The following is a 25,393-nucleotide window of genomic DNA, read 5'->3' as shown; positions in this document are numbered from 1 at the left end:
TCTTAGGTAAAACTTAGATAGTTAAATACGTCTTCTACAGTAATTTGCCAATCCTGCAAAGCGTCTAATACGGGTAAAACATCTTGTTTCTCTTTTACTTCAGGGAGTCGATCGGGCTGAAAGACTGTTATTGATTGATCATCAGCGTCAATGAGATAACCTAATTTTGTCCCATTTTTAAGACAAAAGACAATTTTGCGAATTACCCGATTTGTCGATTGTTCAGGAGAGAGAATTTCAACAATCCAATCTGGAACGATTTCAAATCGATCAATAATTTGACCATTCTCATCTAACGGGATTCTTTGCCACTCAAATACAGCGATATCTGGAACGATGGAGTGTCCAGCAAACGTACAACGGAGTTCTGTAAACGCATAAGCTAATTTTTTTGCTTTTCCCACTTGATTGATAGCAGAGGCTAATTCAATTTGCAAAGTACTATGCTTTCCTTGTTGCCTCGGCTTTTGAATAATCTGTCCATTAATGTATTCACTGGCTGGCTTGGTTTCCCGATGCTTCAGAAACTCCTCTAAGGTGATGGTTTTGTCTGGAAGTTGTACCATAATCTCAATTCCCTCAACTAATCAAATTTTAAGCCACAGCCACTCTGATAGAAGACAGCTCATCCCTAAACCTTTAAACTTGCAGTTCTCTCCATCCTTGAGAAAGGACTTTCCCTGCTGATTTGGCAAAAACAACCGTCAGCAATAGTCCAACCACTAAATCAGGAATGGGAGAGTGAGTCAGAAAAACAAGACCTGCAGCCGCTAAAACTGATGTATTGGCGATAATGTCATTGCGAGAACACAGCCAAACCGCACTCATGTTGAGGTTGTCGTTGCGGTGACGAGTCAGTAAATACAAACAGATCAGATTTGCTCCTAGAGCCAACAAACCGATACTGCTCATGAGATGAGCATTAGGTATTCCCCCGACAAAAAGCTGGTAGGTTGCTCGCGCAAATACCGCGATCGCGGAGAGAAACATAATTCCCCCTTTCAATAAAGCTGATTTCGCTTGTGCTTTGCGACCTTGATTCAGCACATAGAGACTGCTCCCATACACGCTTCGTATCCCCGAGCATATCCAGAGAATCACCCGTTAGCGAGAGCGCTTGGGCGCGTACCCCTCCCCCAAATTCGACAAAAAACATTACAGCATTAATCCCTAAGACGATCCAAAGAACCCGCTTTTGTCGTCCTTTTAGCTTTTCGAGAGCTTGAGTTTTCCCTTGACAGCAATTATCAGCCATTTTCCCTCTTTCTTATTATATTCAAGCAAATGTTTGAAGGTTAAGACAAACGTTTTGTCATCAACCCCTTCGATATCTAGGTCAATTGTATAATATTCAAATGAATGTTTGAATGAAGAAAGCTAACAGGGGATCATTTGACTTAAAGCAAACTTAAGAATATCCATGACTCGCTGATCTCGCAGGGAATAATAAACTAATTTTCCTTCATTGCGATATTTTAAGATTTTGAGGTCGCGGAGTTTGCGGAGTTGATGGGAAGCGGTTGCAACTTTCACTCCGAGCATCGTAGCAATATCACACACACACAGTTCCTCACCGTTACCGAGAGCGTAGAGAATTTTCAGGCGTGATTGGTCGGCTAAAGCGCTAAAAAGGATTTGCGTTTCTTCTAGGATTTCATCACTCGGCATTGTGCTGAGGGCATTGTTGACCCTCTCAGTCTCGAAACAAAAAGTTTGGCAAACATCAGTCTGTTTTTCCTTTGCCATCAGTATTTTTTGTATTGGGAATTAGTAACAGTCTAACTGATGAGACACTTGCGGGGAATGTCATATCATTTGCCATGTCATTTCCTGCCCCGCCCCTAAAGGGACAAGCCCAGATTCCATTAATGGAACTTGATCAGGAACGCGCCAAGTCGTTTTAGACAAGGTAACTCGCTCGGTATTACGCGGTAGTTGATAAAAATCTGGACCATAAAAGCTAGCGAAGGCTTCCAGTTTATCTAGGGCTTGCATACTTTCAAATGCTTCGGCATACAACTCAAGGGCGTGCAGCGCCGAAAAGCATCCCGCGCAACCACAGGAACTTTCTTTGCTGGTGCGGGTATGGGGAGCACTATCCGTACCGAGAAAAAACTTCGGATTCCCTGATGTTGCTGCTTGTAACAAAGCCTGACGATGCTCCTCCCGTTTCAAAATCGGCAAGCAATAAAAATGGGGACGCAGACCACCTTTAAACAGGGCATTACGGTTAAATAACAAATGTTGTGGCGTAATAGTTGCCGCGATCGCGCTGGTAGAGAGAACATACTGCACTGCATCAGAAGTGGTGATATGCTCAAGCACCACCCGCAGGTTAGGAAATCTTTGCTTGAGGGGGATTAAATGTCGCTCGATAAACACCTTCTCGCGATCAAACGTATCAACATCGCGATCGGTCACTTCCCCGTGCAGTAGTAACGGCATATCTACTTCCTGCATTGCTTCAAACGCGCGATCGCACTTGCGAATATCCGTTACACCAGAATCTGAGTTGGTTGTTGCCCCAGCTGGGTAGTATTTAACTGCTTTGATAAATTGGGATTCTTTCGCTCGGAAGATCTCGTCGGGGGTTGTGTTGTCGGTGAGATAGAGCGTCATCAATGGTTCAAACGGTTTGTCCTCTGGAATGGCAGCGAGGATGCGATCGCGATAGGCTTTTGCATCCGCAACTGAGCGGATCGGAGGCTTCAAGTTTGGCATGACGATCGCGCGGGCAAACTGGCGCACTGTGTAGGGCAGAACCGCTTTTAGGATTGCACCATCACGGAGATGCAGATGCCAGTCGTCAGGTCGGGTAATGGTGAGCTTTTGCATTCCTTCATTATAAGATGAAAATAAAGGTTTCACGTCGTTAGGTGACATGACGATATTGCAAAGTTCACTCCCCTCATCACTACCCAAGGAATAATCATGGAATTCCGAGCCTACAAACCAAGCGATTCATCAGCTATAGAAAGCCTTTTTACTTCGGTGTTCTCTCAATCTGAAGCGCGTAGCACTATAACTGGTGATATAAGGTGCGAAACAAACTGCGACACAAATGGGGAACTGCAGTGCCTAAAAACGCGATCGAGCCATATTACTGCTCTCTCTCATCTTGAATAATTGTTGGCTCTGGTATTTAATCATTCTTTGACCACAATACAGTTGCGACCAAAACGCTTAATAATACCTTGTTGTTCTAACTTTCTTAACAGGCGGGTGACTGTCACACGGGAACTACCAATGGCATCAGCAAGTTCTTGATGAGTTAACTTAAAACAGATTTTCCACCCTTCTTTGACGGGTTGCCCAAACTTGCGGGCTAACCAAAATAAGAATAAACGTAACCGTTCTTGCAAGGGTTCACAGCGATGAATAAATAATAATTCTTCACTTTGCTGACAGCGCTGAGATAAACACTCTCCCCAACTCGACCAAAGCGTCGCGGGAACTTGTTGTGCTTCTACAGGGGTGCAACATTCTACCTGATAGGGAGAAACCACTGATAAGGCTTGACCAACTAATTCTCCTTTGCCCCAATAGCCCAAAATAATGGTGTTTCCTTGCTCATTCCAAGTATAAGTTTTCACGACTCCAGTTTCAATCAACCAAGCCCAATTTTGCCAAATTGGTAGATGCTGTCCTTGTATGAAGCGTGCTTGTTTCGTGAAACTCAATGGTTGCGTAGGGAAAGGGTTTTGCTCGGCACTCATCATCTTAATAAAAAAAATTTGCAATTATTTCTATCTTACACTTAAATTAAAGATTCGTTAAGTTCTTCTTAATCCGATTGCGCTCAAAAAGACACCGAACTGGGTGGCGACAATACTCGGACCCGAGGGCAAATCGAACAGCGCAGAGAGGATAATGCCCAATACTGCACAGAACACCCCGAAACTGGCAGAAAACAACACATAATGACTAAAACCGCGACTCAATAATCGCGCTGTACAAGCGGGAATAACCACAAACGCACTCACGAGTAAAACGCCTACCGCTTTGATGGAAACGGCGACGACTAAGGAGAGGAGAACGATAAATAAGGTACGATGAAGGGAAACTGAAATGCCCCGCGCGATCGCGAGGGATTCATTTAAGGTTAGTAACAGTTGAGTCCGCAAGGTTAGACCAATAAAAGCCAGACAACACAGCAAGAGGAAACCGCTTAATATTAAATCTCCTTCTCCCACAGCGAGAATATCCCCGAAGAGTAAACTGTTGATGCTTCCTTTGTACTGATCGACAAAACTGAGAATAATAATCCCCACAGCTAAAGAAGAAGAATAGACAATATTGAGTAACGCATCTGTCCAGAGTTCTGTCCGTTGCAAAAGATAGGCAATACCAAACGCAAAAATGACCGCAAAGGGTAACAAAATCAGGGAGGGATTCAACCCCAACAGTAACCCCAGACTAATCCCCAAAAGTGCCGAGTGTCCTAAAGCATCACTGAAGAAGGATAACTGTCTTAAAATCGTGAAACTGCCGAGGATTCCTCCCATTAACCCCGTGAGAACACCGCCAATTAAGGCGCGTTGCATGAAAGGAAATTCTAATAACCCCAAAGCGCGGGTGATTTCGGTTTCTAAAATCATTGCTTATACCATTTCTAAAAAGTCAAGTACAGTTGATCCGCCCTTAGCACCCCTTAGTAAGGGGGGTTGGGGGGATCACAATGTGGCGCAAGTTGATTAAAATGGGATTATTCCTTGCAAGAATGTTGATAACGAACAAACTCTTCTCCATAAGCCAAAGCGAGATTTTCTGAAGAGAGGGCTGATTCAGGAGAACCTTGACACAAGATATTGCGATTAAAACAAATCACGCGATCGCAGTGTCGTCTGACCATATCTAAATCATGAGAAATTTGTAAAATTGCCCAGTCCTGTTCTTTTTTCAGTTCATACAGTAACTGATAAAAGTCGGATTCACCGCGAAAGTCTAAGCCTGCGGGGGCTTCATCCAAAATCAACAAGCGTCGTGGGCGCACCAAACAATAAGCCAGTAACACCCGCTTCGTTTCTCCTCCAGAAAGCTGACTAATCGGTTTATGGCGAAGAGAAAGACCCTCAACTCGGCTTAAGGCTTCTTCCACAGCAAGGCTACATTGTTTTTGATGCGACCAAGGAAATTGGAGGCTCAAACGATGCCAACCCAACCCCACAAACTCTTCCACCTGAATAGGAATCCGTCGATCAAAGCCGAAATTTTGGGGAAGATATGCCACTTGTTGACGCACTCGTTGATCTAACTTTCCTTTGCGCGTCAGAGGATGTCCTAAGATATAGACTTCTCCTGCGTAGCGCGGTAAAATCCCCAAAATAGACTGAATCAGCGTACTTTTTCCCGCGCCATTGGGACCAATAATTGCCGTGTCAGTTCCAGCATTTAAGGTCAGAGAAACTTGTTCCACAGCAGGAGTTTTTCCGCGATACACCGTTAAATCTTCAATTTCTAATACTGGTTGGGACATTCCCCACTCCTAAAATCTTACAGCGACGGGTGAGACATCTCCCTTTTTTTCTGGTAGCAAACTCGACTGATTGTTCTGTTTTAACCCATTGACTAAATTCTCCGTATTTTGGCGCATCGCTTCCAGATAATAATCAGGTTGCAGCGCCCCGGAACTGCCAGTTTCAATGGGATCAAAGACGCTAATACTGACATCGAGGTCTTTGGCTAAAGCAGAAAAAGAATTCTCTCCTGCTTGCGGTTCACTTAATAGGGTTTTAATTCCTTTGGCTTTGACGGTATTAATGACAGACTTCACCTCTTCAGGGGAGGGGTTTTCTTCTGGAATATCAACAAGGAATTGTGATTCTAAGTTGTAGCTTTCAGCAAAGTAGCTGGCGAAGTCATGGAAGGTAATAAAGGTTTCTCCAGCATAAGGACTCAATTGATCAGAAATCTCTTCATCTAAGGCTTTGAGTTCTTCGAGATAAGCATCGGCATTTTCAGTGTAGATGGCTTCTCCTTCTGGATCAATGGCAATGACGCGATCGCGGATGTTTTTCACTTGTTCCATTGCGCGTTTCGGATCAAGCCAAACGTGCGGGTCAAATTCTCCATGATCGTGGCTGTGACCGTGTTCTTCATGATCGTGGCTTTCAGTTTTTTCTCCATGATCGTGATCATGATCATGGTCGTGATCATGGTCTGAATGATCGTGATGATCATGACCGTCCTCTTCTCCATAAGCAATGGTTGCGACCCCTTCACTGGTGTTAATAACCACAAGATCGGGATTATTCGCATTAGCGATCATATCCTCTAAAAAGACTTCGAGTTCTAAACCATTTTTCACCAAAACATCGGCATTGGCAATGGTTTGGACATCAGTGGGTTTGGCTTGATAATCGTGAGGTCCCGTATTGGTAGGTAACAGTTGGGTCACTTCCGCGCGATCGCGCACCACGGCTTTGGTAAAGTGAGTCATCGGCAAAAAGGTGGTTACAATCTGCAACTCTTCTTCCGATGTTGCTTCTGCTGTCTCATTGCTTGTTTCTTGGGATTCACTAGAAGGAGTAGCAGTGGGACCACAGCTTCCTAAGCCCAACGCGAGGAGACTTGCGAAAAGAAATGACGATCGATGCTGGAAAAACATAACTGATCTTGTATCTTGTGTGATAATGATTATCATTTTAGTATAAGAACTCTATTTTGTCATAATGAAGACCTCGATCGATATCGCCATTATTGGCGCGGGACCTCAAGCCTTAACCCTTGTCACACATCTGTTACAGAAGAAAAAGTCAATGAGGAATCGTTTGATGGTTTTCGATCCTTCTGGGAGGTGGATGCAGCAGTGGTATCATCAATTTAGTGCGTTTCAGATTCCTCATCTGCGATCGCCCTCTCCCCATCATCCTCATCCCAACCCGCAAGCCCTCCGCAACTTTGGCGAACATCGTCGCCATGAATTTTTTCCGCCCTACGATTTACCTGGAACTCAACCCCCCTCTGTCCCCCCTATTAGGGGGGATGTAAGGGGGGTTCGCGAAGATTTAATTCAAAACTTGCAGTTACAAAATACAGTATATCCTGCAAGGGTACTAAGTCTTACCCCCCTTCAGCGTAAATTTCAACTGTACCTATCCACAGGAGAAACTCTAACAGCGCGACGAGTGGTTTTAGCAGTGGGGGCGGGAAAACCGATTATTCCAGATTGGGCAAAACAGTTGTCATCTCTACACTTGCGTCATCAGTTGTGCCACAGTAGCCAAATTGATTTACGAAATTTAAGTCTGCGCGGTGAAATAATTTTGATTGTCGGCGGTGGGTTAACCAGTGGACATTTAGCCTTGGGTGCGACCAAGCTGGGGGCAACAGTGATTTTAATGGCAAGGCGCAATTTTCAGGAAAAACTATTTGATGCTGATCCAGGTTGGCTGGGGCCAAAATATCTCAAGGGATTTTGGGCGGAAACTGACTGGTATCAACGCTTTCAGTTATTGCAAACAGCACGAAATGGCGGGTCGATGACTCAAGCGTGTGATGACCAAGTTACGGCAACAACAGCATCAAGGAAAAGTGATACTATCTCCGCACTGTGAAGTTAAACAAGCGGTTTGGGAAGGGGATTATTGGCACGTTGATTGTAATAATGGTCAGCACCTGAATGTCGATCGCATTTGGCTAGGAACAGGTCATGAAACGAATGTGGAGGAACATCCTTTACTCTCATTGATTCGGGAAAGATATCCGATCAAAGTCATTAATGGTTTACCTGTTCTCGATTCCCATTTGCGTTGGCAAGGCTGTGAATTGTTTATGATGGGCGCTTATGCTGGGCTACAAGTGGGACCCGTTGCCAGAAATATAGCAGGAGCAAGGATGGCAAGTGATTTGATTGTTCCTGCTTTAACTAAAACTAATTTGGCTTATTCATCTCGATCATAGACTTTAACCAGCTTTAAATCTTAAATTAACCAAACCCACGTCCGCTTTGGGTTTGCGACCAAAGAAAAACTTCTCCCGCTTCACTACCAGCAGCCAGATGATGACCATGCGGATGCCAACTCAGAGTAGAAAACCCCTCTAAGGTCGGGTCAAATGATTGTAGTAGCTTCTGACCGCGATGCCAAAAGTGAAGCCAACCATCTTTCCCCACTGAGGCGAGTCTTAAACTTTCGGGATGAAACGCCATAGCAGCCACTTGTTCTTCATGACTGACCGCTTCACTACTCCAGCCAATGCGTTGATTTTTGCTCCGTTCCCAAACTACAATATCATTTCCGCTACTTGCCGCTAACAACGGCGCACCCGCACGATTGGGATAAGCAGACCAAGCCAGTTGACGAACTTTACCCATAAAGCCCTGCATGACCCAAGGATCAGGATTTCCCCATTCCGTAACCAACAGTGTGCGATCGAGGTTTCCACAAGCCAAATAACGAGCGTCAGGAGACCATTTCACCGCAATACTCGCAGAAGGAACTTCAATCAATTCGGGGTCATCATTCCAGTCTTGAGTATTCCAAACTTGTGTCGCCTGATAGCCTCCCACCGCCAGCCATAACCCGTCATTGCGCCAATCTAAATCTAGCACCGATGAGGTTTCAAGATTCAGAGTGGTGACAATTTCTTGAGTTATTGCATCCCAAACTTGGCTATACTTTCCCAAGCTGAAGGCAAGCTGATGATTCACTGGATTCCATGCTAAACAATCAATCCACGTAGAAGGATAATCTAGGGTCGCGACTACTTGAGGAGGATCAGAAGACACCTCCCAGATTTTCACCTGTCCTGATTGTCCCGCACTGGCTAGAAATTGACCATCACTAGAGAAGGCGAGACAATCAACTGTATAATCATTGGCGGGTTGTAGGAAAACAGGGACAAAGGAGTCTAAGCTGAAAAGGGCAACTTCTCCAGAAGCAGCACTGACCGCGAAAAAGTCTCCCTTTGGCGACCACGCGATCGCGCTGATATAATCCGATAAACGACTCTCTCCTGTGGGCTCAAATGCGATACGACTTCTCATTTTTAAATTAAACAGTTTCGGAATCCAGCTTTGAGTGCAGTTTCATCTAAGTTACGTCCGATGAAAACCAGTTCATTTTTACGGGTTTCATTGGGAAGCCAAGGGCGATCCGCCTTGCCATCAAACAACATATGCACCCCTTGAAACACAATGCGATTGTCCTCTCCTTGAATGTTGAGAAGGCAATTCATCCGAAAAATATCGGGCCCTTGGTTGCGGAGAAGTTCACCGACCCACTGGTCTAGTTTATCGCCATCGAGCATTCCCGTCTCATCAATTACCACTGATTTGACAGTTTCATCATGTTCGTGCCCGTCTTCTCCCAAGAAATCAGGATCGACTTCTAAAGCGCGATCGAGGTTAAACGCCTGCACCCCCAAAATATGATCCATTTCGACTTGTGCATCCTGCGTGCGATAAATCTTTGCCATTGCATTCATCCCTCGGATGCGTCCTTCTAAATCTTCCAATTCCGTTGGACTCACTAAATCCGTTTTATTCAGCAAAATTACATCCGCAAAAGCAATTTGTTCTTGGGCTTCTTCCGCATCGAGCGTGTTGATGGATATGTTTAGCATCGATCAGTGTAATCACTGCATCTAAGTTAGTTTCTGCGCGGACATCTTCATCCATAAAAAACGTTTGAATCACTGGCGCTGGATCAGCAATTCCTGTGGTTTCAATAACCAAATGATCAAATTTATCCCGCCGTTTCATCAAATTCCCAATCATCCGAATCAGATCACCGCGCACCGTACAGCAAATACAGCCATTGTTCATCTCAAAGATTTCTTCATCGGTATCAACCACCAACTGGTTATCAATGCCAACTTCTCCAAATTCATTGACAACAACGGCAACTTTTTTGCCATGTTCATGAGTCAAAATCCGATTCAGTAGAGTCGTTTTACCAGCACCGAGATAACCCGTTAAAACGGTGACAGGGACAGAGTTTTGAGTCGTAACCATCAGTTCATCCTTGAATTGTTATGATAATCATTATCATTTTAACCCGACTCTATCGTAAAGGGATTTAACAAAAAATTAAAAATCTGACGGTATTTGGGAGCGCGATCGCGAAATAAAATGGACTCGCTAAATCCGTTTAACAAAAATGCTTAGTTTATCCTACTTTTTTTCGGAAAGGGGTTAGCTTAAAAGCCTATTATGCCTGCATGACATTTCTTAAGCGGTAGCCCATTCCTCGAACCGTTTGAATGCGTTCATTGCCCAACTTTTTACGAAGGTAGCCCACATAAACATCAACCACATTAGAGCCTGGAACGTAGTTGTAGCCCCAAACTTGATCCATTAGTTGTTCTCGGCTCATCACCTGATTAGGATGGCGCATAAATGTCTCTAGAAGAATAAACTCTCGGGTTGATAGTTCTACGAACTCGTCATTCACCGTGAGGCGACGGGTGCGTAGGTCTAAGGTGAGATTCTGAACTTGCAGAATCTGATCGTTTGGAGCATTTTGATGATGTAGCGAGACTCTCAACCGAGCGCGAATGCGGGCTAATAACTCCTGAAAGCGAAAGGGCTTGGTGACATAATCATCTGCTCCCCATTCAAACCCAGTGACTTTATCTTGAATATCATCGCGAGCGGTAACAATAATGATGGGAGCAGCGAATCCTTGTCCTCGCAGTTGTTGCAGCAGTGATAAACCATCCTCGCCTGGAAGAGATAAGTCGAGTAAAACAAGGTCAATTTGACTATCGATCGCGATCGCGAGGGCTTCTTCACTCTCAGTTGCAACGGTTGTTGTAAAACCATTTGCCTTTAATCCCTTTTCTAAAAAAGACGTAATTTGGGTCTCATCTTCAATGATTAGGATTTGAGTCATTGGTCAACCTCTTTCTGGTATTTCCGCGGACAAATTAGGGTAAATGTTGATCCCACTCCTACTTCACTACTTAATTCCACATATCCACCATGAGCTCTCATAATAGCAACAACAATGGTGAGTCCTAAGCCTACTCCTTCTGAAGCACGACGATCATTCTTTACCCTCGCAAAACGGTTAAAAATATGTTGCTGATCCCCTTTCGCAATCCCTTCTCCTGTATCTCGCACCCAAAAGCGTAGGGTGTTTTTAGAAACAGCACATCCTAATTCAACGGTGTCTTCGAGATCAGTATGTTGAATGGCATTTTGAACCAAGTTCATCCAAGCCCCTGTTAAGCGCTGGCGATCTCCCCAAAAACTACCCTCTGCTGTTATCTCTAATTGCCAATTACGATCAGCGAGTATAATTGCCTTACTAAAGACCTCTTGTACAAACCGCTTTAGATTAATTTCTTCCAGATACAAAAAATTATCTTGCTCTGCTTTGACCAATAAAATCATGTCATTGACAAGCCGTTTCATGCGTTCCAATTCGCTGAAGACCACAGTCAATGTTTCTGCTTGTTCCTTGGGATCCGCACTCATTACGTCAAGATGCCCTTGAATAATGGTGATTGGCGTTCGTAACTCATGACTGACATCGTTGGTAAAGCTTCTTTGATTCTCAAAAGCAGTTTGGACGCGATCCATCATGATATTAAACGTGCTCGCTAATTCTGCTAGCTCTCCCGTTCCTTTGACAACTAAGCGCTGATTGAGATTATCCTCATTAATGATTTTTGCCGTCTTGGCTAATTGTTGAACGGGTTTGAGCAGTTGACCGCTTGCCATCCAAGCCAGTAAAAAAGCAACCAGGATTACCCCACAGGCAACCTCAATAAAGATCAGCACTGCTGCCCACGCTTCGGCTCGTTCACCAGCACTCAAGTGGACTGTGACAAAAAGTCCCCGCGGTTGCTCGTTCACTTCTAAGAGATAGCTTTTGTAAATAACACTTCCGATCTTTGGATCGTCAACAGCTAGCGTTCCGTGAATGGGCGTTTCTAGAGTCAGCCACCTCGGCATCAATTCTGGGTGAGACTGAATAATTTGGGGGAGGGGTGTGGGCTTTGCCTGATGCAACTGATTGTCTAAGATCATCAGATGAAAATTGTCATCTTCCGGACGGGTTTCTGCTAAAAACTCATCAATAAAATCGGTCAGTGCTGCTTTCGTGTCTGGGGTTTGGGCATTCCACTGTTGATAAGACTCCTCAAACTTTTCTAGTTCTTCGCTGAGATCGGCTCGTACTCTCTCGTCAACTGCTGACAAAAAGAGGAACTGAAAGATGGGAGTGGCAATTGCAACCACGCCGATTAGAGTCAACAGATATAGCAGCAGGATGCGAGTGCGAGTTGATTTGAAATAATTGCGAAAATTAAGACAATCAATGACTGATTTCACAGTGAAGGCTTGAATGCAGTACGTGGGAGTTAAAAATCAAACAGAACAACGTCTTTCATCAATTAGACAAGTATTAATACTGAGAAGTTCCATTGTTTCGCCAATCTCCTCAATCCTAGCCATTTTATAAGAAAATTTTCATCCAATTTTCATGAAAGCTCATGAACTGGTTCTCATTTCAGAATCATTAATTTTTTATAAAGCCCCGTCAGGATAAGAATAACGATCCAGTTTAACCGTTTGGATTTTGAGGCTGCGATCGCTGCGAAAGAAAAAATGTCACTGAAAATCTTGCAACAGTTCTCCCTTTCTCTCTCATTCCCCCTTTAAGGAGAATATCCCGATGAAGTTAATGGTCTATTCCCATGATGCGTTCGGATTAGGTAATATCCGCCGAATGCTGGCAATCTGCGAACATCTCCTGCAAGCAATTCCCAATTTATCAATCCTCGTTGTCTCTGGATCACCTGCTCTACATCAACTCCGCTTACCTAAAGGACTAGACTACATTAAGTTGCCTTGTCTGGGTCGCAATCAAGAGGGCAAATTAACCGTTACCTTTCTCAACGGTCAATTTGAGGATACCCTCAATTTAAGAAAACACCTCATTTGTACCGCAGCTGCTCATTTCCAACCAGATCTTCTCTTGGTGGATAAAAAGCCCAATGGGTTACAAGGAGAACTCCAAGCGACCTTAGATTACTTAAAATATCACCATCCCAAGACACGCTATGTGTTACTCCTGCGGGATATTTTAGATAGTCCAAAAGCGACGATCGCGCAATGGCAACGGGAAAATTATTATTCCCTCACTGAATCCCTTTACGACGAAGTTTGGATTGTGGGGAGTCCAGAAATTTTCAATGCTTCAAAACAATACCGCTTTTCTACTACCCTCCAGGCAAAAACCCATTTCATGGGCTATATTCAACGCCCTCAAGGTCTGCAACCTCCAGAAGCAATTCGCCAAGCCCTAGGAATAACCGAACGTGACTCCTTTATTTTAGTCACCCCTGGTGGGGGGAAGGATGGGTTTCGCCTGTTAGATGCCTATTTGCACGCCCAAGCGACAGACATGGGGGATCAAAACTTCATTAGTTTAATTGTGGGCGGTTCCGAAATGCCCTTAGCCCACAAACAGCAATTCATAGAACGCATTCGTCCAGTTCCCCATTGGCACTGGTTAGAGTTTACTAATGATTTGGCGAGTTATATGAGCGCTGCTGATTTGGTGATTTCTATGGGGGGGTACAACACTGTCAGCGAAATTCTCTCCTTACAAAAGCGAGCGGTTGTTGTGCCTCGGATTGAACCAGTAGCAGAACAATGGATTCGCGCCCAACGCTTAGCGGAACTTGGGCTATTGAGTGTTCTTCATCCGCAGCAGTTAACGCCACTGCGACTAGCACAAGCGATGGCGAAAGAACTTTCTGCTTCCCACGGCTTGACGGCTCAGTATTCTCTTGATTTTAAAGCGTTGCCTCGCATTACTGAGGCTTTGCTCAGACTATTGAATCAAGATTATCACTTTGACCCTCGGCTTCACTCCGTTGCCGTTTAAACGGTTTAGTTTATTGCTTTTCTTGGAAACATAATTGCTATGAGTCAAAAACCTTCCGTGATTGGTTACTTATTAAAAACGTTTCCCAAACTGTCAGAAACGTTTATTCTCAACGAAATGCTGGAATTAGAGCGACAGGGCATTGCTTTACACATTTTCTCTTTAAGAAAACCTCAAGACACTGATTATCACCCTCAAGTCAGTGAACTGCAAGCGCCAGTCACTTATGTTCCGTCTCTCTTACCCGACTATGATCAAGCAGAAGAAACCGCACTCCTAGAAAACTATTTAGCCTGGCAACAATCGGATCCCGAACCGTGTTTAGAGCAATTGCGATTTTATATTGATCGTCCCGAGAAAAAACGTCTCAATGAATTGCTGCAAGGGGCATACTTAGCGACAATTTTACCCGAGTTAGGAATTGCTCATCTTCATGTTCACTTTGCCAATATCCCCACAGCAACCGCAGAAATAGCCCATCACTTGAGCGGGATTCCTTATAGTATGACTGCCCATGCTAAAGATATTTATTTGACTGATCCGATCGCGCTCGATCGCGGGATGAAAAGTGCTGAATTTGTTCTCACTTGCACAGACTACAACCGTCGCTATTTAGCGTCAATTTCCACGTCCTCGACTCCCATTTATTTGTCTTATCACGGTCTGGACTTAAAGCGCTTTCAAGGGGAACAAACTCCTCTTTCCGTAAAGACAGAACCGCTCAAAATTCTTTCGATCGGACGCTTTTGCGAGAAAAAAGGATTTCCTGATCTCTTAGCAGCCTGTGCTCACCTGAGTTTAGCGGGAGTGCCCTTTACCTGCAAAATTGTTGGGTTTGGTCCTTTGCAAGAAGCCTTGGCACTGCAAATTAAAGATTTTAATCTTCAAGATCAGGTGACGTTAGTGGGCAAATTAACCCAAGACCAAGTAATTGAGCAATATCGACAAGCGGATGTGTTTGTGTTGCCCTGTCAAGTGACTGGAGACGGCGATCGCGATGGCATTCCCAATGTTTTGATTGAAGCGATGGCAATGGAACTGCCCGTTATTTCTACTCGGATTTCAGGGATTACGGAATTAATTGTCTCCGGAGAAAACGGGATTCTCGTCCCCGAAAAAGACCCCAGCGCGATCGCGCAAGCCTTAATTCAGCTTCACCCTGATCCGAAAAAGCGCTCTGAACTGGGACGGGCGGGACGACAAACCGTAAGGGAACACTTCACCCTCGAAACCAATATTGCCCAAGTGAAAGCCTTATTGTTGCAAACCCTGACCCGTCACTCGGCTTCTCCTGTCAATTTATCTTCTTCTTGGGAGGCGATCGCGTCATGAAACGATTAATGTTTTACTGCCAGCATATTTTAGGGATTGGTCATCTTGTCCGCAGCATGGAAATTGTGCGGGGATTAACCGATGAGTTTGCAGTGTGCTTTATCAACGGTGGGGCTGCCATTGCAGGATTTGATAGTCCTGATGGGGTAGAAATCGTACAATTACCGCCGTTAACCACAGATAGCGAATTTACCAACCTCAACTTACCCGAAGGATTTGAAAGCCTAGAAGCGGTTTTTGCGGTGCGGAGTCAACAGATGATCGCTGCCTTAAAGCGATGGCAACCCGACCTCTTAATGGTTGAGTTATTCCCCTTTGGTCGCCGTCGTTTTTCCCCAGAGTTAATTCCCTTGATTGAAACGGCTCGCGATCAAGGAACGAAAGTCGTGTCTAGCTTACGGGATATTGTTGTCACTAAACAAGACCAAGCCCGTCATGAAGCGAAAGTCTGTAAACTGATGAATCGCTATTTTGACTTACTCCTGATTCACGGTGATCCGCAATTTATGCCTTTAGAACGGAGTTTTACTCGCGTTAATGATTTAGAGTGCCCAGTTCACTATACCGGGTATGTGGTGCCAAAGCAAGAACCGACCTCTCTTCAGGGGAGTCCCAGTATTGTCTGTTCCGTTGGGGGCGGTCGCTTTGGTCATGAATTATTACAGGCGGTTGCCGGTGCTAGTGCCGAATTGGAACAACGGATTCCTCATCAGATTCAAATGTTTACTGGCCCCTTTGCCCCAGCTTCGCTTTATGAAGAACTCCAAAACGTGGCAAAATCTCGCTCTAACCTGACCGTTGAACGCTATACCCCTAATTTGGTGTCTTATCTCAAACAAGCGGATTTATCCATCAATATGGGAGGGTATAACACCACGCTCAATGTCTTACAAACGGGGGTTCGTTCCCTGTTGCTTCCCTTTACGGGTAATGGGGATCAAGAGCAAGCCATTCGCGCCCAACGACTGGAAGCCTTGGGGGTCGTTTCAGTATTACGTCCTCAAGATTTGTCGCCTCAGCACTTAGCGCAACGAATTGTGGACTATTTGCAAACGCGCCCTACTTCCATTCAGTTTGATTGCAACGGGGTCACTAAAACCCGAGAAATTTTACAGGAATTTGCCCAAACGTTACGAGTTGCCTAATCTTTGACGCTTTTTAACAGGAGAGAACGCATGACATCTCATCGGATTTGTATCACAACGTTAGAATTTCCCCCAGATGTGGGAGGGGTAGGAGAATCAGTTCATCGCATTGCCCAAATGCTCAAAGCCATTGGCTATGAGGTTCATGTTGCCGTCTTTCATTCCAAGCAACGTAAAGATGATACCTTGCAGCGATCGCGCTGTCTCTCTCAAGAACAAAACGGCATTTTCGTCCATCGTTTATTCCCCGCCATCCGTTCCGAAACCCCAATTATCCAAGATTTTCTCAGCGAAGTTTATTTTCTGCTGGAACAACTGCACCGTCAATTTCAATTCCGCCTCTTTCACGGCTTTTTTATTAACGAAACTGGGTTTTTGACCACGTTACTCGCGAAAGAATGGGGCGTTCCCGTAATTAATAGTGTGCGCGGGAGTGACTTGCACAAGCATCTATTTAGCCCGAAACAACAAGGACAGTTAACTTGGGTTCTTGCCAATTCAGATTGGGTGACTTTTGTCAGTGAAGCCCTGATGAAACGGGGCATTGTCTTGGTTCCCGAATTGCGCGATCGCGCGGTAGCTTTCTGGAATTCCATCCAACCCGTCGATTTTACCGCCCTCCCGACCCCTCCCCAATGCGAGCATTTAAAAGGAACAGTCATTGCCTCAACTGGGCGCTTTCGCGATAAAAAAGGACTGGAAATTTTACTTGAAGCCTGTGCTACCTTAGCCCGAAAACGAGAGTTGACTCTCCTCCTAGTCGGTGACTATGCCGAGCGAGAAAAAACCTATTGGCAACAACAAGTTGCAGAAAGTGGGATTCAAGATCGGGTCATCCTCACGGGAATGGTGGATCGAGCCACGGCTCTCGCTTACCTCCCTGCAATAGATATTTTTGCCGTTCCCTCCTTGCATGATGGTTGCCCCAACGCGCTCTTAGAAGCAATGCTAGCGGGTAAAGCGATTGTTGGTAGTCAGGTGGATGCCATTGGAGAAATTTTACGACATGGAGAAAACGGCTTAGTCGTTCCCCCAGGGGATAGCATAGCCCTTGCCCAAGCCCTGGAACGCCTCGCCCAAAACCTTGCCTTACGCCAAACTCTCGGTCAAGCAGCCCAAAAAACGGCTCTCACTGAACTGAGTCCCGAAAGAGAACAATCGCAGTGGGCGCATATTTATGCCCAAATGTTGACCTCTCCCCAAGAAAATGTTGTCCGACTGTCTGCCTAATCAAACGGATCAGAAATGACGATGCAACCCAACCTGACCATCATTGTTTCCCCTCGTGAGCGCTTTAGTTATGCTCAAAAATCTCTAGAAAGCATCTATGCTCACACTACAGTTCCCTTCCATCTCGTCTATGTGGATGGGGGATCGCCTCCTTGGCTCCGAGATGATTTAAAACAAAAATCCCAAGCATTGGGCTTTGACTTGATCCGAACTGAACATTTTCTTGCTCCTAACCAAGCCCGCAATTTAGGGTTAGCCTATGCCCCGCCAACCGAATATATCCTCTTTATTGATAACGATGTGGAAGTATCGCCAAACTGGCTTAAGGAGATGGTTGCTTGTGCTGAGGAAACCACAGCAACGGTCGTTTGTCCCTTAACCTGTATTGGTCGCCCCCTTGGCGAAACCATTCACCTTGCTGGCGGAGAAGCTCGCATCGTGTTGCAAGTTAAAGGCGAAAAAGTCCAGCAACGAGTTCACGAAAAACATTACTTTGTCAATCGCTCCGTGAAAGATGTGAAAGATCAGTTAAAACGCCAAAAGTGTGAGTTTGCTGAATTTCATTGTATGCTGGTGCGTCGCTCGATTTTTGAAACCCTTGGTTGCTTGGACGAAAAACTGCTGAGTACCCGAGAACATATCGACTTTTGTCTGAGAGTTGCTCAAGCCAAAGGCACAATTTACTGTGAACCCAGTGCCGTGGTGACTTATGTGCCAGAGGTGCTATATCGCTTAGATGATTTAGCCTATTTTATGTTGCGCTGGAGTGATGACTGGGAACTCCGCAGTTTGAAGCACTTCCGCAAAAAATGGGATCTGCCCAAGAAAGATAAGTATTTTCAAAAACGCTTTCGTCGCCTAGGATATCGTCGGCATAATGCTTTCCTTAAGCCTTGGGTGAAGCGATTATTATTCGGTCATGCCCCACCCATGATGATGAAACCTTTAATTGCTTTAGAACGACAACTCAATCGCTGGGTAAGTTGGCGTTACAATTCCCTCTATCCCGTTCATTCCTCCTCCACTGTTACGACAACGCAGTTATCTCAGTCCAGTCAAAATTCAACTCACCTCTATGAAATCTCAAAGGATTAAGCAGTTAAATTTATGGCAAAAAAGAAACCGCAATCGATTGGAGACGCTTTACCGAGCCTAGGGCGGATTGTGAAGCAGTTTTGGCCGCAGTTGACTCAACAAAAATCGTTGATGGGGACAGCTTTCTTGGCTCTGATCGCAGAAACGGCAATGCGATTATTAGAACCTTGGCCCCTGAAATTGATGTTTGATCGCGTGATTTTACCAGGGTTTCAGGTGGAATCGTTTGGGGTGGGTCCCATAGAGAATTTAGATCCTTTCTGGGTTTTAACTGGGTTGTCGATCGCGCTGGTTCTCATTTCTGCTCTACGCGGGGTATTTGCTTATTGGAGTGCGGTCAATATGGCAGTAGCTGCAACCCATGTCATGACTGAAATCCGAAATCAACTCTATCACCATCTCCAGCACTTGTCTCTTTCTTTTCATAACCAAGCCAAAAGTGGCGATTTAATTACGCGGGTGACGTATGATGTGGAACGACTGCGGGAAGTCACTGTTGTTGCGTTTTTACCCTTAATTACCAATTTGCTGACGCTGGTTGGGATGCTGGCGGTCATGTTTCTTTTAAATGCGGAACTGGCTCTGATCGCGATCGCGGTTCTTCCTGTTTTTTTACTGACCACCCGTCAAATGGGGAATAAAATTCAAACCGTGGCGCGTCGTCAACGCAAGCGGGAAGGGGCGATGGCAGCCTCGGCAGCAGAAGCCATTAGCGCCATTCAAGTGGTGCAAGCGTTATCTTTACAAGGGCTACTCGAAAAATCCTTTGCTCAGGATAACCGAAAAAGCCTCAAAGAAAGTGCAGAAGCTCAGAAATTACGGGCTGGGCAAGAACGGTTAGTGGAAGTATTAGTTGCCATTGCCATTGCAATTGTGCTCTGGCGGGGGGTGCAACTGACCCTATCAGGCGTGGTTTCCCCAGGAGATTTATTGGTGTTCGTGACTTATCTCAAAGTGGCTTTTAAGCCCATGCGCCAGTTGGCAAAATACACAGGACAAATTGCCAAAGCAACCGCGTCTGGGGAGCGGATTATTGAGTTAATGAACCAAGTGCCAGAGGTTCAAGATAGCCGAGGCGCAACAGAAGCCCCGCCCTTACAAGGGGCAGTGCGGTTTGAGAACCTTACCTTTGCCTATCAGCGCGATCGGGAACAGTCTAGCTTACAGAACCTTAATTTTGACGTTGAACCAGGACAACACATTGCCATTGTGGGTCCTTCTGGGAGTGGTAAATCAACGCTTGTCAGTTTATTGCTTCGTCTCTATGACCCTCTAGAAGGAAACATCTGTATTGATGGTCACGATATTCGCGAATATACCATTGCCTCTCTGCGTCGCCAAATTAGTATTGTTTTACAAGATACGATTCTGTTTGGCAGCAGTATCCGTGACAACATTGCTTATGGTAACGCTGAAGCTACCGAGTCGGAGATGATTGCGGCGGCTGAACTGGCAAATGCTCACGACTTTATTACCCAACTCCCCCAGGGGTATGACACAATCGTCAGCGAACGGGGAACGACCCTCTCTGGTGGGCAACGACAGCGGATCGCGATCGCGCGGGCAGCCATTCGCAAAGCCCCGATTTTGATTTTAGATGAACCCACCACTGGCTTAGATAATGAAAGTGAAGCCCTGGTCACAGAAGCCTTGCAACGACTGGCTCAAGGGCGAACCACTTTTTGGATTTCCCATAACCTCCGTAACACTCGCGATGCTGACTGCATTCTCTACCTAGAGAAAGGACGGCTTTTAGAACAAGGAACTCACCAAGCGTTAATGCTCCTTCAGGGTCGCTATGCCCAACTGTATCACTTGCAAGCCGATGATATTTCTCTGGTGGGATGAATCATGAGAGATTTTTTGCCGAATTTCCCCCTTTCTCCTCTTCCAAAAACGGGAACCCGCATTCTCCTCCTGCGTCACGGTCGCAGCACGCTCAACGATCAGCAACGCTACCAAGGGAGTTCGGATGATTCTACGCTCACCGATCAAGGTCATCTTGCCTCTCAACAGATGGGTCAATTTCTCGAAAATTGCCCCCTTGATGCAGTTTATGTCAGTCCTCTCCAACGCGCTCAAGAAACCCTTGTTGATTTACTGCCTTATCTGAAGACGCAACCGCAACAGATTCAGACTTCAGAGTTATTACAAGAAATCAAGTTTCCCACGTGGGAAGGGCGGTCTTATCAGGAAGTTCGGACTCAAGATAGTGACCGTTACCAGTGTTGGCAAATGCGACCCGATCAATTTCAAATCCAGACCGAGGAAAATTGTGTATTTTATCCAGTTTTAGAGTTATATGAACGGATTCAGCAATTTTGGCAAACCATTTTACCTTTGCATTCAGGAGAAACCCTACTTATTGTCGGTCACGGGAGTAGCAATCAGGCTTTAATCAATACGGCTTTCGGGATTTCCCCTCGCTATCACCACTACTTCCAACAAACCCATAGTGGATTAACAGTATTCGACATTCTAACGCCCGGTTGCAGTCAGATGCAGCTTCTCAACTTCACCCTCGATTCGGGTTTGCCAAAGCTCAAAGTCGGTAAGCAAGGATTGCGGTTGGTGCTGTTGCCGTTTCATCCGCATTGCCCTCCTCAGCCCATGTTGTTGGCAAAATTCAACTCAGTCTCAATTCAGGAAATGATCGGGGAAAATTGCGACCTCCTCCAACAGTTAGCACAAGCGCATCTAGAAGCAAAGATCACGATACTCCAAGAATCACACTTGTCCCTAAGAGCATTGTCCCCCTTAAATCATAAAGAATTAAATACAGTTTGCGCGATCGCGCTGCCGTCTAAATTGAGTCGTTTGTTGTCACAACTCTTCCCCTTTCCTCATTCGGTAGAGTTATTTCCGAACACATTCAGTGTCGTCCATTACCCAAGTTCCCAAAACTTCCCCATCTTGCAAGGCATGAATCTCAATGTCCTTAAGGGATGACACAGGATTGGTCTCACCCCCTCACCTCGATCCATTAGCAGCAAACATTGATTAAGCAGACTTGGATTTTTCGATAGAGGAGAGCGCGATCGCGCCATGAACTTCGACAGCCTGTCTTTTGACGATCGCGCTAACTCTCCCTTAAGCTGAACTTCGGTTAACCATAAGTGTTGACATGGGGCTAATCTCTTTCATTATCCTTCTTCTGCTTTGGCAATGGGCAGCCCAAGGTTACACCAGTGTCATTTTACCTAGCGCGATCGAAGTGGGAGTCGCCCTACAAACCCTCCTCTGGGAAGGGCGAGTGATTTCTGCTGTGGGAGCAACGGTTTTTCATGCTCTTACGGGCTTCGGACTGGCGGTTATAGCAGGAGGACTATCGGGCAGCCTTGCGGGGACACAGCGCCGAATTAAACAAGCTCTCAATCCCATAGCCACTGCCCTTTTAGGGACACCGCCCATTGCTTGGCTGGTCTTAGCAATGGTGTGGTTTGGCTTAGGAGATACCAACTCCATTTTTACTGTTGCCGTTACCGTCTCACCTATCTTATTTACAGCAAGCGCGGAAACCATCAGCACTCTCGACCCTCGCTTGTTAGCTGTAGCACAAGTTTACCAAATGCAAGGGAAAGTTCTGTTTCAATCTCTCTATATTCCTCATCTTCTCTCCCGACTCCTTCCCGTCATGGTCACAGGATTAGGACTTTCTTGGCGGGTTGCCATCATGTCAGAAGTTTTAGCAACCCCAACAGGCATTGGTGCGGAATTAAATACGGCTCGGGCCAACCTTGATACGGCACAGGTTATGGCTTGGATTGTTATCACCATTATCTTAGTTTTAACCTCAGATACCTTGCTGAGGCAATTGCAAAAGCGTCTTCTCCCTTGGACGGATAAAAGTTAGAAATCCCCCCTAGCCCCCCTTTGAAAGGGGGGAAATAATGACTAATGACTGTACAATTACTCGATCGAATTACTCACCAATACGGCTCGCGACTGGTTTTAGACGAAATCAGCCTCAGCGTTAAACCTAGCCAAATTCTCTGTCTGATGGGGCCCTCTGGCTGTGGCAAAACCACTCTTCTCAACCTCCTTGCTGGTTTGGTCTCTCCCACTGCGGGAAAGGTCGCGCAAAGCCTATCATCCGTTGCTTATGTCTTTCAAGAGCCTTGCTTGTTTCCTTGGTACACCACAGTGGAAAATATTGCCATTGGTCTGAAAGCCCAAGGAGTCAATCAGACACGACGACGGCAAAGAGCGCGTACCCTCGCTGAAAAAGTGGGTTTAGCCGATGCTACTCACCTGTATCCCCAGCAACTCAGTGGCGGGATGAAACAACGGGTCAATCTTGCCAGAGCATTTGCCATTAATCCCAGTTTACTCTTATTGGATGAGCCATTTAGTTCTCTTGATTTGGGAACACGAGGACAAGCCCAACAATTAGTCATGAATTGGGTCACCGAACACGAAACCACCGCTATTTTAGTCACTCACGATCTCGCCGAAGCAGTTCTCATGGCCGATCATTTAATCGTTTTTTCAGCGCGACCCGCTCGGATGGTTTATTGCTGGGAAAATGAAAAACCGCCTCAACAACGGGATGCTGCTTATATCTATCGGATTTTAGCTCAGTTGCAAGCCGTGCCAGAAGTTGCAGCCAGCTTTAGCCTTGAAACGCCTCTCTCTCTTTTTTAAGTTCTATGCCATACAATCGTCGCCGTTTCTTACAAATCATGACCGCTAGCGGATTAGTTGTTGCCAGTAGCTGCGATCGTCAAACCCCCCCTTCACAGGGTCAACAACTGTCCTCTCTCGGGATTGGCGGTTCTCCTATTTTAATTGCCATTCCCCTCGCTTATCTGATTGAAGAAAGCCGTCTTTTGCAAAAAGTCCCCAATCTAGAGTTTATTCCCATTCGCAACCATGAACAAATGAAAGCCCTGTTAACCTCTGGACAAGGACAAATGGCAGCTAATCCTACTTTACTGTCTGCGGGGCTGTATCAAAAAGAGTTTCCTCTACGGTTGCTTAATGTCATGATTTGGGGCAATATTTATGTTCTCTCTCCAGATAGCAGCATTGCCACTTGGGAAGATTTGCGCGGAAAGTCGGTTTTGATTCCATTTCAGGGCAGTATGCCAGAAATGATCTTCCGTTTTCTTGCTACTCAGGCGGGACTCAATCCTGATGAAGATTTAACCATTGTTTCCACTCAAGATTTTCAATCCACGGCTCAACTGTTACTGGTGGGACAAGGAGAGGCGGGAGTATTTGCTGAACCTCGCGCTAGCGCTGTTGTGGCGAAAGGAAAAGAACAAAATATCGAGCTTTTTTACACTTTAGATTTTCGAGAAACTTGGGGAGAAGTCACGGGTCAAACCGCCCGTTTCCCGCAAGCAGGGGTTTCCATCTTAAAGAGTTTAACAGACCAGCATCCCGATGTAGTGGAATTAATCCATGCTGAGTTGCGAAACTCTCTGGACTGGATACAAGAAAACCCCACCGCAGCAGCGGAGTTAGGGTCGAAATATATGGATTTACCGCCAGCAGTGATTGAGCAATCTTTGGCTAAAAATCGGTTTGAATATCTCAGTGCAGCGGAAGCACAGTCAGAGTTGGAAGTGTTTTATCAGTCACTGATGCAGGTCAATCCTAAACTTTTGGGAGGGAAACTGCCCAACACTGATTTTTATGTTGAAGGGTAATTGGTATTAGGCGGGCGATGCCCACTCTAGAATGATAACATTAACTTGTTCTTCGTTCTTTGTTCAACCGCGAACCATGAACCGTCAACCAATAACGAATTGATGTTGGGTTTCGTTCCTCAACCCAACCTACAAGAGTACACTGATTCAGATTAAAATACAACAATAACCATTTTCTAGAAAAGAAAGTTCTGATTATGCAACTCCCTTCTCTGACATGGTTTATGACTCTACTTGGCGGAATTTATTTATTCCTTTTAGGCTTAGTTTTTTTCTTTCTTGGAGTTGCTGATTTTAGCGTTGCTGATGATGTTTCTAATCCATCAAAGATGAGTGTTACTGGCAGCGCGATCGCGCTAATAGTTGCGATGAGTTTGGTCTTATGGATAGATAGCGTAACGGTTGAAAAAGATATTTGGAAAGGGGATAAAAATGTTACCCCAGAAAACACAGATCGCGAAAATCAACAGTTGAATAACAGTGGCTGTTTGGGGATTAGTTCAATTTTTAGCAAAATTTTGAGAACAATTTTCTATTTACTATTATTTCCATTGCAATTTACCAAAATTGGAGAATGGTTTTATCACATTCAATGGTTTGTTTTTAGCACTTTAGACAGTTGGTCATCTTAACGGTTTAATATCTAAAATTGAAGGATTAGAAATTAAAGTATCTAACGCATTCAGAATCCGAATTTGCTCATCAGATTTCATTCGCCTTAAATAGCGCTCAGCTGGTTTTAATAGAATATAATCAAGCAAAATCATCTTCTAATAACTGATGCTTTAATTCTTGAGAAGAAATTCCTTGATCTTTTCCAGATGTATAATCATCCCAGGCAGTTTGACTTTGAATAATTTCCTCAATTGGAATGGTTTCATCTTCTCCTTCAACTTCTACGGGTTGATTAACTAATTCTTTTAACTCGCCCAGTAGTTTTAACTTCTCAGAGAGGCTAAGGGATTTAATTTGACTGAGTACCTGAATATAGTTATTAGTCATTGTTAAAAGTTATATGGTTATAAGACTACCCGATCATAAGATTTCCGACAGTCGAAGAGATGGAGTTGGTATCAGGTGGGCGAGGCAAACCCTA

At 45.1% G+C, this 25,393-nt stretch carries 25 protein-coding genes and 1 pseudogene; 13 read left to right on the top strand and 13 right to left on the bottom strand.

The window, feature by feature from the left end; genetic code table 11:
* Window positions 1-2: 2 nt before the first annotated feature.
* The 8 genes from PCC7418_RS12625 to PCC7418_RS12590 all read right to left on the bottom strand — a co-directional run bounded on the left by PCC7418_RS12625 (window position 3) and on the right by PCC7418_RS12590 (window position 6,607).
* The gene (locus PCC7418_RS12625; RefSeq protein WP_015226576.1) at window positions 3-566 is read right to left on the bottom strand and encodes a Uma2 family endonuclease; all 564 of its coding nucleotides are present in this window, start codon (window positions 564-566) and stop codon (window positions 3-5) included.
* 73 nt (window positions 567-639) lie between these two features.
* Window positions 640-1,068 (bottom strand): cation transporter, encoded by a 429-nt coding sequence (locus PCC7418_RS12620; RefSeq protein ID WP_235620699.1) that lies wholly within the window; start codon window positions 1,066-1,068, stop codon window positions 640-642.
* 309 nt (window positions 1,069-1,377) lie between these two features.
* Window positions 1,378-1,668 (bottom strand): helix-turn-helix transcriptional regulator, encoded by a 291-nt coding sequence (locus tag PCC7418_RS12615; protein ID WP_235620698.1) that lies wholly within the window; start codon window positions 1,666-1,668, stop codon window positions 1,378-1,380.
* Between the two features lie 138 nt (window positions 1,669-1,806).
* The gene (gene pyrC, locus PCC7418_RS12610) at window positions 1,807-2,835 is read right to left on the bottom strand and encodes a dihydroorotase (protein WP_041596259.1); all 1,029 of its coding nucleotides are present in this window, start codon (window positions 2,833-2,835) and stop codon (window positions 1,807-1,809) included.
* 311 nt (window positions 2,836-3,146) lie between these two features.
* Window positions 3,147-3,719, bottom strand: a complete 573-nt coding sequence (locus tag PCC7418_RS12605; protein WP_015226573.1) for a Crp/Fnr family transcriptional regulator — start codon at window positions 3,717-3,719, stop codon at window positions 3,147-3,149.
* A gap of 54 nt (window positions 3,720-3,773) precedes the next feature.
* On the bottom strand, window positions 3,774-4,598 hold the full coding sequence (locus PCC7418_RS12600) for a metal ABC transporter permease (RefSeq protein ID WP_015226572.1): 825 nt from the start codon (window positions 4,596-4,598) through the stop codon (window positions 3,774-3,776).
* Window positions 4,599-4,705: 107 nt separating this feature from the next.
* Complete coding sequence (locus tag PCC7418_RS12595) at window positions 4,706-5,476, bottom strand: metal ABC transporter ATP-binding protein (RefSeq protein ID WP_015226571.1); 771 nt, start codon at window positions 5,474-5,476, stop codon at window positions 4,706-4,708.
* Between the two features lie 9 nt (window positions 5,477-5,485).
* The gene (locus tag PCC7418_RS12590) at window positions 5,486-6,607 is read right to left on the bottom strand and encodes a metal ABC transporter solute-binding protein, Zn/Mn family (RefSeq protein ID WP_015226570.1); all 1,122 of its coding nucleotides are present in this window, start codon (window positions 6,605-6,607) and stop codon (window positions 5,486-5,488) included.
* 64 nt (window positions 6,608-6,671) lie between these two features.
* Between PCC7418_RS12590 and PCC7418_RS12585 the strand changes: the two genes are divergently transcribed.
* Both PCC7418_RS12585 and PCC7418_RS21260 read left to right on the top strand, forming a co-directional pair.
* Entirely contained in the window at window positions 6,672-7,556 is an 885-nt protein-coding gene (locus PCC7418_RS12585) for an FAD/NAD(P)-binding protein (protein ID WP_315862111.1), read from the top strand.
* Entirely contained in the window at window positions 7,534-7,902 is a 369-nt protein-coding gene (locus tag PCC7418_RS21260) for a hypothetical protein (RefSeq protein ID WP_315862110.1), read from the top strand. The genes PCC7418_RS12585 and PCC7418_RS21260 overlap by 23 nt, the downstream gene beginning before the upstream one ends.
* A 25-nt stretch (window positions 7,903-7,927) precedes the next feature.
* Here the strand turns inward: PCC7418_RS21260 and PCC7418_RS12580 are convergent, their stop codons facing one another.
* From PCC7418_RS12580 to PCC7418_RS12565, 4 genes and pseudogenes are all read right to left on the bottom strand, one after another.
* Window positions 7,928-8,986 carry a WD40 repeat domain-containing protein gene (locus tag PCC7418_RS12580; RefSeq protein ID WP_015226569.1) on the bottom strand — a complete coding sequence of 353 codons (1,059 nt, stop codon included), beginning with the start codon at window positions 8,984-8,986 and terminating at the stop codon, window positions 7,928-7,930.
* Between the two features lie 2 nt (window positions 8,987-8,988).
* Window positions 8,989-9,955: pseudogene (locus PCC7418_RS12575) on the bottom strand (CobW family GTP-binding protein).
* A 196-nt stretch (window positions 9,956-10,151) separates the two neighbouring features.
* Window positions 10,152-10,835, bottom strand: a complete 684-nt coding sequence (locus PCC7418_RS12570) for a response regulator transcription factor (RefSeq protein WP_015226568.1) — start codon at window positions 10,833-10,835, stop codon at window positions 10,152-10,154.
* Complete coding sequence (locus tag PCC7418_RS12565; protein WP_015226567.1) at window positions 10,832-12,280, bottom strand: cell wall metabolism sensor histidine kinase WalK; 1,449 nt, start codon at window positions 12,278-12,280, stop codon at window positions 10,832-10,834. Before PCC7418_RS12565 ends, PCC7418_RS12570 begins: the two co-directional genes overlap by 4 nt.
* A gap of 343 nt (window positions 12,281-12,623) precedes the next feature.
* On the opposite strand from PCC7418_RS12565, the gene PCC7418_RS12560 reads away from it, so the two are divergent.
* The 11 genes from PCC7418_RS12560 (at window position 12,624) to PCC7418_RS12510 (ending at window position 24,929) form a co-directional block, all read left to right on the top strand.
* On the top strand, window positions 12,624-13,841 hold the full coding sequence (locus PCC7418_RS12560; protein ID WP_015226566.1) for a glycosyltransferase family protein: 1,218 nt from the start codon (window positions 12,624-12,626) through the stop codon (window positions 13,839-13,841).
* Between the two features lie 39 nt (window positions 13,842-13,880).
* Entirely contained in the window at window positions 13,881-15,173 is a 1,293-nt protein-coding gene (locus PCC7418_RS12555) for a glycosyltransferase (protein WP_015226565.1), read from the top strand.
* Window positions 15,170-16,318 (top strand): glycosyltransferase family protein, encoded by a 1,149-nt coding sequence (locus PCC7418_RS12550; RefSeq protein ID WP_015226564.1) that lies wholly within the window; start codon window positions 15,170-15,172, stop codon window positions 16,316-16,318. Before PCC7418_RS12555 ends, PCC7418_RS12550 begins: the two co-directional genes overlap by 4 nt.
* Window positions 16,319-16,348: 30 nt before the next feature.
* Entirely contained in the window at window positions 16,349-17,548 is a 1,200-nt protein-coding gene (locus PCC7418_RS12545; protein WP_015226563.1) for a glycosyltransferase, read from the top strand.
* A 21-nt stretch (window positions 17,549-17,569) separates the two neighbouring features.
* Window positions 17,570-18,643 (top strand): glycosyltransferase family 2 protein, encoded by a 1,074-nt coding sequence (locus PCC7418_RS12540; RefSeq protein ID WP_150107149.1) that lies wholly within the window; start codon window positions 17,570-17,572, stop codon window positions 18,641-18,643.
* Between the two features lie 12 nt (window positions 18,644-18,655).
* Window positions 18,656-20,491 (top strand): ABC transporter ATP-binding protein, encoded by a 1,836-nt coding sequence (locus PCC7418_RS12535; protein ID WP_015226561.1) that lies wholly within the window; start codon window positions 18,656-18,658, stop codon window positions 20,489-20,491.
* Window positions 20,492-20,494: 3 nt separating this feature from the next.
* Window positions 20,495-21,592, top strand: coding sequence for a histidine phosphatase family protein (locus tag PCC7418_RS19445; protein ID WP_015226560.1), 1,098 nt, complete (start codon window positions 20,495-20,497; stop codon window positions 21,590-21,592).
* A gap of 175 nt (window positions 21,593-21,767) precedes the next feature.
* Window positions 21,768-22,496 carry an ABC transporter permease gene (locus PCC7418_RS12525; protein ID WP_015226559.1) on the top strand — a complete coding sequence of 243 codons (729 nt, stop codon included), beginning with the start codon at window positions 21,768-21,770 and terminating at the stop codon, window positions 22,494-22,496.
* Between the two features lie 44 nt (window positions 22,497-22,540).
* Window positions 22,541-23,287 (top strand): ABC transporter ATP-binding protein, encoded by a 747-nt coding sequence (locus PCC7418_RS12520; RefSeq protein ID WP_015226558.1) that lies wholly within the window; start codon window positions 22,541-22,543, stop codon window positions 23,285-23,287.
* Window positions 23,288-23,292: 5 nt separating this feature from the next.
* On the top strand, window positions 23,293-24,297 hold the full coding sequence (locus PCC7418_RS12515; protein ID WP_015226557.1) for an ABC transporter substrate-binding protein: 1,005 nt from the start codon (window positions 23,293-23,295) through the stop codon (window positions 24,295-24,297).
* Window positions 24,298-24,494: 197 nt separating this feature from the next.
* Complete coding sequence (locus PCC7418_RS12510) at window positions 24,495-24,929, top strand: hypothetical protein (protein WP_015226556.1); 435 nt, start codon at window positions 24,495-24,497, stop codon at window positions 24,927-24,929.
* Window positions 24,930-25,050: 121 nt separating this feature from the next.
* Here PCC7418_RS12510 and PCC7418_RS12500 read toward each other — a convergent pair whose 3' ends face one another.
* Window positions 25,051-25,299, bottom strand: a complete 249-nt coding sequence (locus PCC7418_RS12500) for a hypothetical protein (protein ID WP_015226554.1) — start codon at window positions 25,297-25,299, stop codon at window positions 25,051-25,053.
* Between the last annotated feature and the right edge of the window lie 94 nt (window positions 25,300-25,393).

The organism is Halothece sp. PCC 7418, from assembly GCF_000317635.1.
Taxonomy (GTDB): Bacteria; Cyanobacteriota; Cyanobacteriia; order Cyanobacteriales; family Rubidibacteraceae; genus Halothece.
The sequence above is the reverse complement of the archived record's forward strand: the minus strand, read 5'-3'. Positions and strand labels throughout refer to the sequence as shown.